At 71.6% G+C, this 13017-nt stretch carries 9 protein-coding genes; 4 read left to right on the forward strand and 5 right to left on the reverse strand.

What is annotated here, in order from left to right:
* Positions 1-238 precede the first annotated feature (238 nt).
* Positions 239-925 (forward strand): AfsR/SARP family transcriptional regulator, encoded by a 687-nt coding sequence (locus ACZ6R6_RS02485; protein ID WP_470089560.1) that lies wholly within the window; start codon positions 239-241, stop codon positions 923-925.
* On the opposite strand, the gene ACZ6R6_RS02490 is transcribed toward ACZ6R6_RS02485, so the two are convergent.
* Positions 914-1525 carry a TetR/AcrR family transcriptional regulator gene (locus ACZ6R6_RS02490; RefSeq protein ID WP_470089561.1) on the reverse strand — a complete coding sequence of 204 codons (612 nt, stop codon included), beginning with the start codon at positions 1523-1525 and terminating at the stop codon, positions 914-916. The two genes, ACZ6R6_RS02485 and ACZ6R6_RS02490, sit on opposite strands and share 12 nt — an antisense overlap.
* 242 nt (positions 1526-1767) lie before the next feature.
* On the opposite strand from ACZ6R6_RS02490, the gene ACZ6R6_RS02495 reads away from it, so the two are divergent.
* Complete coding sequence (locus ACZ6R6_RS02495; RefSeq protein ID WP_470089562.1) at positions 1768-2883, forward strand: aldo/keto reductase; 1116 nt, start codon at positions 1768-1770, stop codon at positions 2881-2883.
* Between the two features lie 68 nt (positions 2884-2951).
* Here the strand turns inward: ACZ6R6_RS02495 and ACZ6R6_RS02500 are convergent, their stop codons facing one another.
* The 3 genes from ACZ6R6_RS02500 to ACZ6R6_RS02510 all read right to left on the reverse strand — a co-directional run bounded on the left by ACZ6R6_RS02500 (position 2952) and on the right by ACZ6R6_RS02510 (position 7800).
* A complete protein-coding gene (locus tag ACZ6R6_RS02500; RefSeq protein WP_470089564.1) occupies positions 2952-5678 on the reverse strand; it encodes an ATP-binding protein in 2727 nt (908 codons plus the stop codon).
* A 325-nt stretch (positions 5679-6003) separates the two neighbouring features.
* Positions 6004-6912, reverse strand: coding sequence for a hypothetical protein (locus ACZ6R6_RS02505; RefSeq protein WP_470089565.1), 909 nt, complete (start codon positions 6910-6912; stop codon positions 6004-6006).
* A gap of 336 nt (positions 6913-7248) precedes the next feature.
* A complete protein-coding gene (locus ACZ6R6_RS02510) occupies positions 7249-7800 on the reverse strand; it encodes a TetR/AcrR family transcriptional regulator (RefSeq protein WP_470089566.1) in 552 nt (183 codons plus the stop codon).
* A gap of 251 nt (positions 7801-8051) precedes the next feature.
* Here ACZ6R6_RS02510 and ACZ6R6_RS02515 point away from each other — a divergent pair, with 251 nt between their 5' ends.
* Entirely contained in the window at positions 8052-10817 is a 2766-nt protein-coding gene (locus ACZ6R6_RS02515; RefSeq protein WP_470089568.1) for a helix-turn-helix transcriptional regulator, read from the forward strand.
* Between the two features lie 7 nt (positions 10818-10824).
* Here the strand turns inward: ACZ6R6_RS02515 and ACZ6R6_RS02520 are convergent, their stop codons facing one another.
* Positions 10825-11598 (reverse strand): alpha/beta hydrolase, encoded by a 774-nt coding sequence (locus tag ACZ6R6_RS02520; protein WP_470089569.1) that lies wholly within the window; start codon positions 11596-11598, stop codon positions 10825-10827.
* Between the two features lie 283 nt (positions 11599-11881).
* Here ACZ6R6_RS02520 and ACZ6R6_RS02525 point away from each other — a divergent pair, with 283 nt between their 5' ends.
* Positions 11882-12940, forward strand: a complete 1059-nt coding sequence (locus ACZ6R6_RS02525) for an alpha/beta fold hydrolase (RefSeq protein WP_470089570.1) — start codon at positions 11882-11884, stop codon at positions 12938-12940.
* The last annotated feature ends 77 nt before the right edge of the window (positions 12941-13017 follow it).

Consider the following 13017-nt stretch of genomic DNA (forward strand, 5'->3'; position numbering starts at 1 on the left):
ACGTCATTCGGGGTCGACCGGCTGCCGACCACCCCGGCAGTGCGTCAATAGGCCCGACGCGGCGTCAGTAGGGTCGGTCGGAGACGCCCGGGCACGGCGTCGGGGCATCAGTGACGGGTCGCGCTACGCGAGAGGGTGGGGAACCTCGATGGCCGGGGTGAGCTTTGGGGTACTGGGTCCGACAAGGGTCTGGAGCGGTGGGGAAGAGCTGGAGGTCGGGTCTCCGCAACAACGGGGGGTGCTCACCCTGCTGCTCCTGGGCGAGGGGCGTCAGATCTCGCTCGACGAGATCGTGAGCGCGTTGTGGGGCCGCGAGGCGCCGCGCAGTGCCGTCGTGAGCACCCGCACGTACGTCTCCCGCCTGCGTCGGGTGCTGACCGACGGCGGTGCGGCCGGGCTGGGCACCGAGGCGGAGATCAGATCGGTGGGCCGGGGCTACCAGCTGGTCGTGGACCCCGGCACGGTCGACGTGACGGTGTTCCGGCAGGCCACCGCCGCCTCCCGGCAAGCCCGGGAGCGAGGGGAGCTCACGGAGGCCTCCCGGCTGCTGCGCGGCGCGCTGGCGCTGTGGCGCGGACCGGCGCTCGACGGGCTGAGCGGAGCCTTCTTCGAGGGCCGCCGCGCCTGGCTCGAGCAGCTTCGCGCGTCAGCCATGGAGGAGCGCTGGGCGATCGACATCGAGCAGGGCGACTGTGGTGAGGCGATCGCCGAGCTGACGCTCGCGACGGCGGCGGAGCCTTATCGCGAGCGGTTGTGGGAGTTGCTGATGTGGGCCCTCGACCGCGACGGCCGCCGCGGGGAGGCTCTGTCGGCCTATCGCCTGATCGCCCGGTTGCTGGACGATGATCTGGGTCTGGAGCCCGGCCCGGGCCTGCGCAGGATGTACGCCCGGATCAGGACGGCGGCTGACGCCTCACTTGTCTGAGCTGCTCCACGTGCCGGCACGGAGGTGGGCGATGCCCATGTCCAGGGCGGCCTCCAGATGGACGGTCTGGCCGGTGGACATCTGGATCAGCACGCCGCCCTGGATGCCGGCCAGCAGGGCGGCCGCCGCCCGGTCGGGATCCAGGCCCGGGTCGATCTCGCCGGCGTCCTGCATGTGCCGTACACCGGTGGCGATCTCGGCCTGCCAGCGGCGCATCAACTCGGTGACCACGACCTGGGCGCCGGGCGTGCGGCTGCCCAGGTGTGAGGTGACGGAGTTGAGCGGGCACAGACGTCCCTGCCGCCGATAGCGGTCGACGACCTTGTCCCGCCACGCCTGCCAGGCGGCCCAGGAGGTGAGGCCGTCGAGCTGGGGCCGCTGGTCCTCCAGCACACGGTCGGCCTCGAGGCGGGCCACGGCCAGCAGCAACTCCTCCCGCCCGCCCGGGAAGTAGTGGAACAGCTGGCTCTTGCTCGTCGACGTCCTGGCCAGGACGTCGTCCAGGGTCGTGGCGGCTACGCCGAACTCGCGGATGTGCGCGGCCGCGCCCTCGAGAATGCGCTGCCGCGTCGCGGCTCCCTTGCGTGTCAGCGGGCGCATGGTCACCATCCAGATTGGACTTTTCAGTCCATATTAGCAGGCGCGCGGTCCGACTGCCGCGCGCCCACGCGCGCCGCGCCCGGCCATGGAGGGGGCCGCACAGCCACACGGCCGTCACGGAGGATTGGACTTGACAGTCCATTTTTTGCTGCGCAAGCTGAATGCGTCGCACGCTTCAGCGACCGGGCGACGCCTGTCTCCACTCATTGAAAAGCGAGTCCTCCGAACGGAGTGGAATTCCCATGCCCCTGGACCACTACTATCTGCTCGGCCGTTCCGGGCTACGCGTCAGCCGACTGGCGCTGGGCACGATGAATTTCGGCACCGGCGGTTTCCACGCCGCATACGGAAAGACCGAGGAGGAAGCCCGCCCCATTTTCCATCGCTACCTGGAAGCGGGCGGGAACCTCATCGACACCGCCGATTTCTACACCGCCGGTGAGAGCGAGACGATCCTTGGCAACCTCATCGCGGAAGCCAAGGTGCGCGACCGGGTGGTGCTCACCACCAAGTTCACCAACAGCGTCGACCCCGGGGATCCGAACGCGGGGGGCAACGGACGCAAGCACATGATCAGAGCGGTCGAGGCGTCACTGCGCCGCCTGCGCACCGACTACATCGACCTGTTCCTGCTGCACACCTGGGACCGGATCACCCCTGTCGAGGAGGTCATGCGCACCTTCGACGACCTCACCAGGGCTGGAAAGATCCGCTACGCGGGCCTGTCCGACGTGCCCAGTTGGTACGCGGCGCGGGCCCAGACCCTTGCCGAGGCGAACTCTCTCGTACCGGTGGTCAGCCTGCAACTGCCCTACTCCCTCGTCGACCGGACGATCGAAGTGGAACACATCGCCATGGGGCAGAGCCTGGGGCTCAGGATCACCGCGTGGAGTCCCCTCGGGAGCGGCTTCCTCACCGGGAAATACCGGAATACGGACCGGGGCCTGGTCGGGCAGGGCCGGCTCAGCGGCGGAGGCTCACCCGGACGCTCGTGGACGGACCGGGAATGGCAGCTTCTGGCGACACTCGAAGATGTCGCCGGCAGGCTCGATATGACGATGGCCCAGGTGGCCGTCAACTGGGTCGCCACCCAGCCCGGGGTCGCCTCGGCGATCATAGGGGCGAGCAGCACGGACCAGCTTGACGCCAACCTGGCGGCCCTCGACTCCGAGCTGCCGGCCGAGCTGCGCGCGGAGCTCGACGAGGCGAGCTCCGTGCCACCCCGGTCGGTCTACCAGATGTTCACGCCGGACTATCAGAGCTGGCTGGTCAGTCCTGGGGTCAAGGTCGGGGACAAGCCGACCGGATACGCCCCGGCCGTGCGGAACTGGATGTCCGGCAGCAGGAGCACTCCCTGAACCCGTCCTCCGTGGCGGCCCGGGCGACAGGGACGACGTCTGTCGGTGTGGTCGCCGGCAGGCGGCCCTCATCGAGAGGACCTTTCCTCGAGAGTCTTGAGCATCCGCGCGAGATCGGCCCGGGAGCTCACCCCCAGCTTGGGGAAGATCCGGTGCAGGTGGGTGCCGACGGTGCGGTGAGAAAGGTACAGCCGTTGCCCGATCTCCCGGTTCGTCAGCCCTTCGGCGGCCAGCTGCGCGATGTTCAGCTCGTGCGGGGTGAGCTTTTCCCGCGCGTCCGGGTCCCGGTTCGGGCTCGACTCCCCCGCACCGCGCAGCTCCCGTCGTGCGCGCTCGCCCCATGCGGCCATGCCGAGCGCTCCGAAGGTCTCCCTGGCCGTGCGCAGATGCGTCCGGGATTCCGCGGCGCGGCGCTGCCGTCGCAACCATTCGCCGAACGCCAGATGGAGACGTCCGCGTTCGGCGGGCCACCCGGTCAGGTCCGCCCGCAGTGCGGCCGTGAACAGCTCCTCCGCCTCCGCGGCCGGGGCGAGCACGGCGCGCGCGTAGCGTAACCCGATGTGCAGCGCCGGTGAAGGCGTCGACGCGGCCAACGGCTCCAGGTCGTGCAGGATGTCCCGCATGGTGTCGGTCCGCCCGGCACGCACGGCGGCCTCGGTGAGCTCCGCGAGGAAGTAAGCGCGCAGCGCCAGCTGGTAGGCCGGGTCGGCGGGATCGAGGATCCGGCTCAGGGCGTCGAACGCGTCGTCGAAACGCCCCTCGCCCAAGGCTACGAGCCCGCGCGTGAGCTGGACGGTGGCCAGGACGGGTCGGGCGCCGGCGGGGAGTGCGACCCGTTCGGCCTCGTCGGCGAGTGTTCCGGCCTGCCCGTGGTCGCCCCTCAGCGCGGCGATCTCGGCCTGGACGGCCATGGCCAGCCCGTACATGAACGGCTGACCGGTCTCCTGGGCGAACTTGGCGGCCTCCGCCGCGACCGGCACGGCCGTGGCCAGGTCGCCGAGCCGGGCCCGGCTCCACGCCTGAACGGCCAGGGCCCGGGGCAGCAACCCGAGCCGGCCCTGGGCACGCAGGCCGGGCGCGGCCGCCGCGGAGAAGCGGGCGGCCAGGTCGAACGCCCCGACCTGCAGGGCCGCGCTGCCCAGGTAGCGATCGACCTCCGGGTCGGCGCCGGCCACGCCGGCCAGTTTGCGCAGCCCGTCGAGCACGGTGCCGCCCCGCTCGAACGGCGCGACGTACGCGGCGACCGCGACCATGCGCGGATCGTCGGCAGGAACGGGGAGCCGGTCGGCCACGCCCAGCAGCGAGCGGCGGGCGGCCGGGCCCGGTTCGGACCAGAAGCAGCGCATGGCGGCGCCCCACAGGATCCGGGCAGCCGGCTCGACCTGCCCGTCCGCGGCGACCGACGCGGCCAGCTCGGCCAGCTCCGACACGCGGGAGACGTCCTCTCGCACGCCGTCTTCGAAGCCGCTGAGCAGCCAGGCGGCGGTGGCGCGCCGGCGCGGCGAGAGGTCGAGGGCCTGTGCGTCGCCCACCATGCGCTCGGCCGTGTCGCGGCTGCCGGATTCGACCGCGAGCTCGGCCGCTCTCAGCAACCTGAGCGCCTTGCGGTCCTGCCCCACGCTCAACCGGGCCGCCTGCCCAAGCGCCGCGATCGCGGCGGCGACCCCGCCCCGGTGCCAAGCCCGGTCGGCCGCGCGGTCCAGCTCGGCCGCCACTTCCTCGTCCGCCCCGGACGCCGCGGCGGCTCGGTGCCAGGCCCGCCGGTCCGGCCGTCCGCGTAGCGTCTCGGCGAGCGCCAGGTGGGCCTGCCGGCGCTCGGCGAACGTCGAAGCCGCCGGGATGGCCGACCGCATCAGGGGGTGACGGAACCTCACCATGCCGACGCCGAGCTCGATCAACCGGACTTCGGCGGCCGGTGCGAGGACCTCCGGCTCGGCCGCCGAACCCAGGATCAGTCCCGTGGCGGCGAGCGTTTCGGAGACCGAATCGCTCTGGTTGAGCGCCGCGACCAGCAGGGCGGTGCGGGCCGGCGCGGGCAGCGTGGCGACCCGGGCGGTGAACGCACGCTCAAGACGCTCGGTGAGCGGCAGCACCGGACCGGGCCCTCCGTGATCCCCCATGGCCGCCGGCAGCTCGGTCAGCCCCAGCGGGTTCCCGGCGGCCTCCTTCAGCAGCCACGCCCGGACCGCTGAGGGGAGGCCAGGGGCGATCGAGTCCAGGAGCTCGGCGGCGACCTCGTCGGAGAGCCGGTCGACGGGCATCGGGAACAGCCCGGCGTCCTGCAGGGGCGAGCGCTCCCCCTCCCGGAGAGTCGCGATCATGACGATGGGCTCGGATTCGATCCGCCGCGCCACGAAGGCGAGGACGTCGGCGCTGGCGCGGTCGAGCCAGTGCACATCCTCGGCGACGACCAGCAACGGCCGGACGGCGGCCTCCTCGGCCAGCAGGGTCAGTGTGGCGAGGCCGACGAGGTAGGCGCTGGGGCCGGCCGCGTCGGCGAGGCCCAGCGCGCTCCGCAGGGCGTCACGCTGCGGGGCCGGCAGCGCGTCCACTCCCGCCCGGACCGGGTACAGCAGCCGGTGCAACCCGGCGTAGGCGAGGTTCTGCTCGGACTCCACGCCGGTCGTCGTCAGCACGCGCAGGCCTGCGGCCGACGGAGCGGAAACGGCCTCCGCCACGAGCGCGGACTTCCCGATGCCGGCCTCCCCCCGGACGAGAACGCCACTGCGGTCACCGGGGCCGTCGATGAGCCCGGCCAGGACCTTCAGCTCGGCTTCCCGTCCGAAAAGCGGCATGGTACGGCACTCCTACCCTCGGTGTCCTCGGCTGTCTCCCAGCCGTGCGCGAGCCCTGCCAGACCCTACCGAAATGCCCGGATACGCCGTTTCACCAGCGGGTACGGATGTAGCGCGAGTTCCCCGTCAAGAACCTGCGCCACCGTCACGAGACCGAGGGCCACCAGCTGCGGCCGATGATCGCGGCGGTGGCGCTCGTTCTGTCCGGCCTGCCGGAGCCCGCGCAGCGGTCCGTGCCCGCGACGCGCGCCCGCTGTCACGGAGACAACGCTGCGGCCTGTCGGGCATCAGCCCTGACCCCGCCGGGCGTGGGCCGCGACGCCTGCTACGGGGTGTTCTGCTGTGCCAGGTCGCCGCAGGTGAAGCCCTTCTCGCGCTCGGGATCGAGTTCGATCGTGCCGAGGTTGGTGGTCTCCATCGGCCTCCGGAGAGTCTCCAGCTTGTCGCAGTCGTACAGGACGTAGGTGCCGTCGCTCTCGCCCAGCAGCATCATCCAGCGGCCGTCGTAGAGCGGCTTGTCGTCCTCAGCGCTTTTGATCACCGCCCACTGGTCCTGGAAGCCGACGGCGTTCAGCAGTTCGTTGGCCTGCCCGCTGTTCTGGACGTCGATCGCGCCCTCGACGAGCCCCAGGATGAGCAGGAAGCCCAGGCCGACTCCCGTCATGCCGCCGACGATCACCTTCGTCCCGGCGCGCCCGACCGGCTTGCGACGCAACAGCCGGAACGGGATCAGGAAGGCCAGTACGCCGAGCCCCACCGCGATGACGACCATGATGAGCAGGTCCAGATCCCCGAAGAGGCGGAATACGCCCCAGTACGTCGCCCCGCACCACAGTGCCGCCAGCGCCGCGGCGATCCAAGGCCGTTCCCGGACCTTCCGTACGAGCTCGCTCGCCGCTCCGCCGGTCATCTTGTCGATCAGCCAGCCCACGCCGACGACGACGCCGAGCAGCGGGATGGCGACCAGCAGGAGCAGGACCAGGGTGCTGGTCATGCGGCCGAGCAGGACTGACTGGTCGACGCCCACCTGCTGCGGGTTGACGCCGAAGACGGCGTACATCTGCTCGATGCCGATGTAGAGGACCGCGTAGAGCGCCACCGCGATCGGCACGACGACGGATCCGATGCGTTCGAGCAGTTCCAGGACACCGCCGTCCTCCCGCGTCGCGGGGGTGTGGTCATCCGGGAGTGCCGGTGTTTCCGGCGGTTCGAGGGATATGGAGTGACTCGACATGGCGCACGACCATAGGCTCCGCCTGCATACGAAAGGTTGACGACGCGTATACGTCGTGGCCGGGCAGGCGGCCGTGCAGGCTGCCCAGCCGCTTGACGTGCCGGTGCGCGCCCCGTCGGAGCCGTCTCGGCCCTGGTCGCGCGCCGGGCTGCGGGCCGCTCGTGAGCAGCCCTGCCATGGCGTGTATACGCGTCGTCAACAGGCGGTGCCTAGGGTCGCACCTGGGCGGGATGCCTGAGGCCGGGCCTGCTCGGCCGCGCCGTATGCGAAGGAGACCCATGACCACTGCCGTCACGACCGCCTGTCGCGAGCCCTGCATGCCGCCATCGCACAGGGTCAGCGCGCCTGCGGGGTGCCGACGCCGCGCAGCAGCGTGTCGACCACGACGTCGGCGGCCTGTGCGGCGCTCAGCTCGGACAGGTTCTCGGCGGCGTGTTCCATCAGCGGCGGCAGAACCGTGGCCATCCAGCCGGGCGGCAGGTCGGAGCGGAGCAGGCCCTCATCGACGGCGCGCTGCAGGAAGACGTCGACCTCGTCGACCAGGCGACGGCGGCGCTGGAGGATCGTCGCCTCGCGGAGCATGCGGCTCGTCTCCACGGGCCATCTGCGGTTGACGGCGATGATGCCCTCGACGTAACGATGCAGTGCGATCGCGACCGGGGCCTCGCGTAGCCTGGCGGCCTCGACGGCCTCCTCGACCGCGTCGTAGCGTGCTCCGTAGACGGCGGCCATGAGGTCTTCGCGGGAGGCGAAGCGGCGGTAGACCGTGCGGCGGTCCACTCCCGCCTCGGCGGCGATGGCCGCGATGGTCGCCGAGGGGTCGTCGGCGAGCATACGGGCGCCCGTGCTCAGGACGCGTTCCAGGTTGCGTGTCGCGTCTGCTCTCACCTGCCCAAGGTACTCCTCTCACGTAGCACATGAAGGAACTTCATGTCACACTTATGGGAATGTTACATTTCTAAGAGCTACCACTATGAGGCAATTACAGGGTCGGGCCCATGACGCGTTCCCTGATCGACGTCGGCGTCCATCCGGGATGCGGACTCACCGTTATGAACCTGCGGGTCCATCTCTGGCTACCGTGACTTGGCGGCCAGGGGCTCCGCCTGATCGGCCGTACCCGAAGAAGGGAAGGAAGCGTGGAGTCGCTCGTCTCGACGATGGTGGGCCGGGATGGCGTCCAAGAGGAGCTGTCGGCGTTCATGACCGCTGCCGGGGGGCAGGCCCTCATCCTCAGGGGCGAGACCGGGGTCGGCAAGAGCGCCCTGCTCGACCATGTGGCCGGCCTCGCGGCCCAGGAGAACCACCTGGTGATCCGTGCCGCCGGGGTCGAGGCGGAGGCGGAGCTGCCCTTCGCCGGCCTGCACCAGCTGCTGTACTCGCTGCTGCCCCGCTCGGCCGGGCTCGACGAAGGCCGCCGCGACGTCTTCGACGTCGTCTTCGGGCTCCGCGAGGGCCGGGCGCCGTCGGTCATGTCCCTCGGCATCGCCGTCCTCGACCTGCTGTCTTTGGCGGCGTCGGAGAGAGCGCTGCTGCTGTTGCTCGACGACGGTCAGTGGATGGACGCCTCCAGCGCCGAGGTGTGCGGGTTCGTGGGGCGCCGGCTCACCGGCAGCTCCGTGAAGATGCTCATCGCCGTACGGTCCGACGTCGGCTCGCGGTTCGACACGGCCGCGCTTGCCGAGCTCCCCGTGGCGGCCCTGCCGGAGGAGGCGGCCGGGCGACTGCTGGACATGCGCCATCCGCAGCTCGACACGCAGACCCGGCGCATCGTCCTGGAGCACGCCATGGGCAACCCCTTGGCGCTGTTGGAGCTGCCCGTCCACCTGAACGGCGGCCACACCGGCCGCACGGCCGAGGAACTCCTCGGATTCGGCAACATCCCGCTGTCGCGCCGTCTGCAGCACGTCTACGGCCTCCGCATCGAACGCCTGGCCGGTCCCGTACGCGAGGAACTGCTGCGCGGCGCCCTCGACGGCGTCGGGGCGGGACCGAGCGGCAACCGCGCCCCCGGCGCCCGCTACCGCATGCGCGAGGCCGACGGAGCGGTCGCGGCCGGCCTCCTGGACACCGACCCCGTCACCGGCGACCTCGTCTTCCGGCACCCGCTGATCCGCACCACCGTCGTTCAGTTGGCGACCCCCAACCAGCGCCGCGCGGCGCACGCCGAGCTCGCGCGGGTGCACCGCGACGACGTCGAGCGGCGCGCCCGCCACCTGGCGGCCTCGGTCGTGGATCCCGACGAGGAGGTGGCAGCCGCGCTGGAGGCCGCGGCCGACTCGGCGACCCGGCGCGGGGGCGCGGTCGCGGCCGTGGCCTGGCTGACCCGCGCGGCGGAGTTGAGCGAGACCCCCGCCGACCGCTCCAGGCGGGTCGGTGACGCCGCCTTCATCGCCGGGCACGCAGCGCTCCTGGACCAGGCGCAGCAGCTCGTCCGCTCGGACCTGCTGCCGGGCGCGGGCGAGTCCCCCGCCGCGGTCGTCACCTCGGCCTACGTGGCCCTGTACGAAGACGGCGACGTACGCGCCGCGCATCGTCACGTCGCGGCGGCGATCGAGAGCCTGCGCGATGACGGCGCGCACGAGCCCGCCGAAGTCCTCACCCGCCTGGTGAACCTGCTGCTGGCCATCAGCCAGTACGCCGGCGACGCCGCGCTGTGGGACCGCACCGAGCAGCTCATGGACTCGCTGGGAGACCGGGTCGACACACGTTCGGCGATCTACCGTGACGCGTGGAGCGACGTCGTCCGTCACGGCGCGGGCGTGCACGAGCGCGTCGAGCGCGCGTTCGCCGGCGTCTCGGAGCTGGAGCCGTGGGACGTCTCGCGCCTGGCCGTGGCCGCCTACCACGTCGACACGCTGAGCCGGTACCGCCCCTACCTGCAGCGCGCCGTCGACCGTGAGGTGGAGACCGGCGCCGTGGCCACCGGCATGACCATGCTGCATCTGATCATGCTCGACCAGCTGGCCGCCGGCGAGTGGGACGACGCCGAACGGACGGGGCAACGCGCGCTGGAGCTGACCACGTCCCGTGGACACGCGCTGTTCACCCACCACACCCACGCCTACCTGGGGCTCCTGGCCGCCATGCGCGGCCAGGCCGAACGGGCCCGGGAGTCGCAGGCCCTCCTGGACGCCTGGGCCCGCCCGCGCGGCGTGGGATTCCTGGCCCAGATCGCCGACGCCATCGGCACGGCGGCGGCCCTGAGCGAGGGTGACTACGAAGCCGCCTACCTGTACGCCATCGGCATCACGCCGCCGGGATCGTTCGCACGCCACGCCCATCAGGCCGCACGCACGTTGCTCGACCTGGTCGAGGCCGCCGTGCACACCGGGCGCCTGGAGCAGGCCCGTCGGCACGCCCAGGCCGCCTCCGACGCCGGCCTGCCCGGCATCTCCCCCCGGCTGGCCCTTGTCACCTACGGCGCCCTGGCCATGACGACCGCCGACGAGAAGGAGGCCGAGGACATGTACGCCCGGGCCGAGGCCCACCCGGCCGCGGCCGGCTTCCCGTTCGAGCTGGCGCGCATCCGCCTGGCGCGCGGCGTCCGGCTCAGGCACACCCAGGGGCCCAAGGCCGCCCGGCCCGTCCTGATCCGCGCCGCCGAGTCCTTCCAGCGGCTCGGCGCCACGGGCTGGGCCGAACGTGCCCAGGCCGAGCTGCGCGCCTCAGGGGCGCCCGCCCGGGCCTCCCTGTCGTACCTGACCACGCTGACCTGGCAGGAACGCCGCATCGCCGAGCTGGCCGCAAGCGGGCTGACGAACAAGGAGATCGGCGGACGCATGCACCTGTCCCCGCGCACCGTCAGCTCCCATCTCTACCGCGTCTTCCCGAAATTGGGCATCACCTCGCGTGCCGCGCTGCGCGACGCTCTGGGCAAGGTCGGCGACGGCGGCGACGCGTGAGCCCCCTTCACCACTTCGACGGGTCGGCGCGTACCCCTCGCTCGGCGAGCCAGACCAGCACGTAGTCGGCGACCGCCCGCCAGCCGCTGTCGACGACCAGCGAATGGGCCCGGTCCGGGAACTGCTTGAGGCCGCTGGTGGCCGTCGAGTCGCTGTACAACTTGTACGTGGCCCGGGTGGCGTGATCGGGCACCAGCCGGTCCTCCTGCCCCGAGATCAGCAGCAGCGGGCCGCGGCCGGTGTTTCCGTGGTCCACGACCGCCCGCGGGTGCCGTACGGCACCGCCGTGTCCCAGCTCGGCCAGCAGCCGGCGCGGCCCGGGAACGACGTGGCGCTCGAACAGCTCGGCCGACTCCCGCTCGGTGACCGCGTTGGCGAACAGCCGCCGGAACCTCCCGGCGTCCATCGACACCGGCCACGGCTCCCCAGGCGCCGGGGAGGTCGCGTGGTCGACCGGGGCGGGGGCGATGGCGACCGCGGCACGGCCCGCGTTCGCGCCGAGGAGGTGCTGCGCGATGAGCCCGCCCACCGAGTGGCCGACGACCACGGGCGGGGTGTCGAAGGAACGGACGATGCGCGCGTAGTGATCCGTGAGCGCGTCGAGCCCCAGCTCGTGGAGCGTCTCGGGATGCCGGCGGGCCTCGCCCACCGTGGCGGGCTCTCCCGGCCAGCCCGGCGCGCAGCCGGCGAAACCGAAACTGGAGAAGCGCTCGTTCCATGGATCCCACGACGACGCGTGGAGCCACGCGCCATGGATGAAGACGACGGGAGTGGGGTTCACGGATCCTCCGGAAAGGCTCAGGACCGGGTCGTATGGGCCGTGATCCAAGGATCTTCCAGATGCGTCCGGGGCGGGAACAGTCGAATGACTCAATGTTCCTGTCCGCCTTGTGTCGCCGGTCCGGCGCGGTCTGCCGGGACGCCGCGCTCCGGGGAGGGTTCCGGGTGACCGGCCCGGCTGCCGTCCGCCGTGTCTCACCGTCATGTGACTGATGTGCCGGATTCCCCTGCCGGAAACAGTGAGAGATGTCGCATTCCCCGCGACACGACACGGAGGATTCCACATGATCAACAGGCGCACCTTCGGCAAGGTCCTCGGTCTGGCCACCGGCGCGACAGTCGCCTCGCTGGCGGGCGTGCGGGCCTTCCCGGCCGCCTCCGCCACCACGCGTGGGGCGGCCCCGACATTGCCGGCGGTCACGCCCGGCACGCACACCTCCTTCGCCCCGCTGAAGCAGGTCAGGGCCGGGCTGCTGGACATCGGTTACGCCGAGGCGGGCCCGGCCCGCGGGCCCGTGGTCATCTGCCTGCACGGCTGGCCGTACGACATCCACAGCTTCGTCGACGTCGCTCCGCTGCTGGCGGCGCAGGGCTATCGAGTGATCGTTCCCTACCTGCGCGGTCACGGCACGACGCGGTTCCTGTCCTCGAAGACGTTCCGCAACGCCCAGCAGTCGGCGATCGCGCTCGACATCATCGCCCTGATGGACGCTCTCAAGATCGACAAGGCCGTGCTCGCCGGCTTCGACTGGGGGTCGAGGACCGCCGACATCATCGCGGCCCTGTGGCCGCAGCGGTGCAAGGCCCTGGTGTCGGTGAGCGGCTATCTCATCACGAACCTCGAGGCCAACCTCGAGCCGCTGGCGCCGAAGGCCGAACACGCCTGGTGGTACCAGTACTACTTCGCCACCGAGCGGGGCCGGAAGGCCATGGAGGACTCGACCAAGCGCCACGACCTGACCCGGCTCATCTGGGACAGCGTCTCCCCGACGTGGGACTTCAACGACGCCACCTTCGAGCGCACGGCCGCGGCCTTCGAGAACCCCGACTACGCCGCCATCGTGATCCACAACTACCGGTGGCGGCTGAGCCTGGCCGACGGGGAGCGCCGTTACGACGCTCTGGAGAAGCGGCTCGCCGCACGGCCGACCATCAAGGTGCCGACCATCACCCTGGACGCCGAGCGCGACCCCTTCACGGCGCCGCCGGGCGACGGCTCGTCGTACCGGAACATGTTCACCGGCGCCTACGAACACCGCACCCTGGAGGGCATCGGCCACGACGTGCCGCAGGAAGCACCCACGGCCTTCGCCCAGGCCGTCGTCGACGTGGACCGCTTCTGACCATTACCCGCAATGCCGAGACGGCCTGCCGGATGCGGTCCGGCAGGCTGTCAGTGTTTCCGTGGCCGTGCCGCACC

The organism is Streptosporangium sp. NPDC048886, assembly GCF_055586905.1.

What these genes read in the sequence shown, in the direction of transcription:
- ACZ6R6_RS02525 (WP_470089570.1), top strand. Translation starts at nt 11,882, where the DNA reads ATGATCAACAGGCGCACCTTCGGCAAGGTCCTCGGTCTGGCCACCGGC.
- ACZ6R6_RS02505 (WP_470089565.1), bottom strand. Translation starts at nt 6,912, where the DNA reads ATGTCGAGTCACTCCATATCCCTCGAACCGCCGGAAACACCGGCACTC.
- ACZ6R6_RS02490 (WP_470089561.1), bottom strand. Translation starts at nt 1,525, where the DNA reads ATGCGCCCGCTGACACGCAAGGGAGCCGCGACGCGGCAGCGCATTCTC.
- ACZ6R6_RS02495 (WP_470089562.1), top strand. Translation starts at nt 1,768, where the DNA reads ATGCCCCTGGACCACTACTATCTGCTCGGCCGTTCCGGGCTACGCGTC.
- ACZ6R6_RS02500 (WP_470089564.1), bottom strand. Translation starts at nt 5,678, where the DNA reads ATGCCGCTTTTCGGACGGGAAGCCGAGCTGAAGGTCCTGGCCGGGCTC.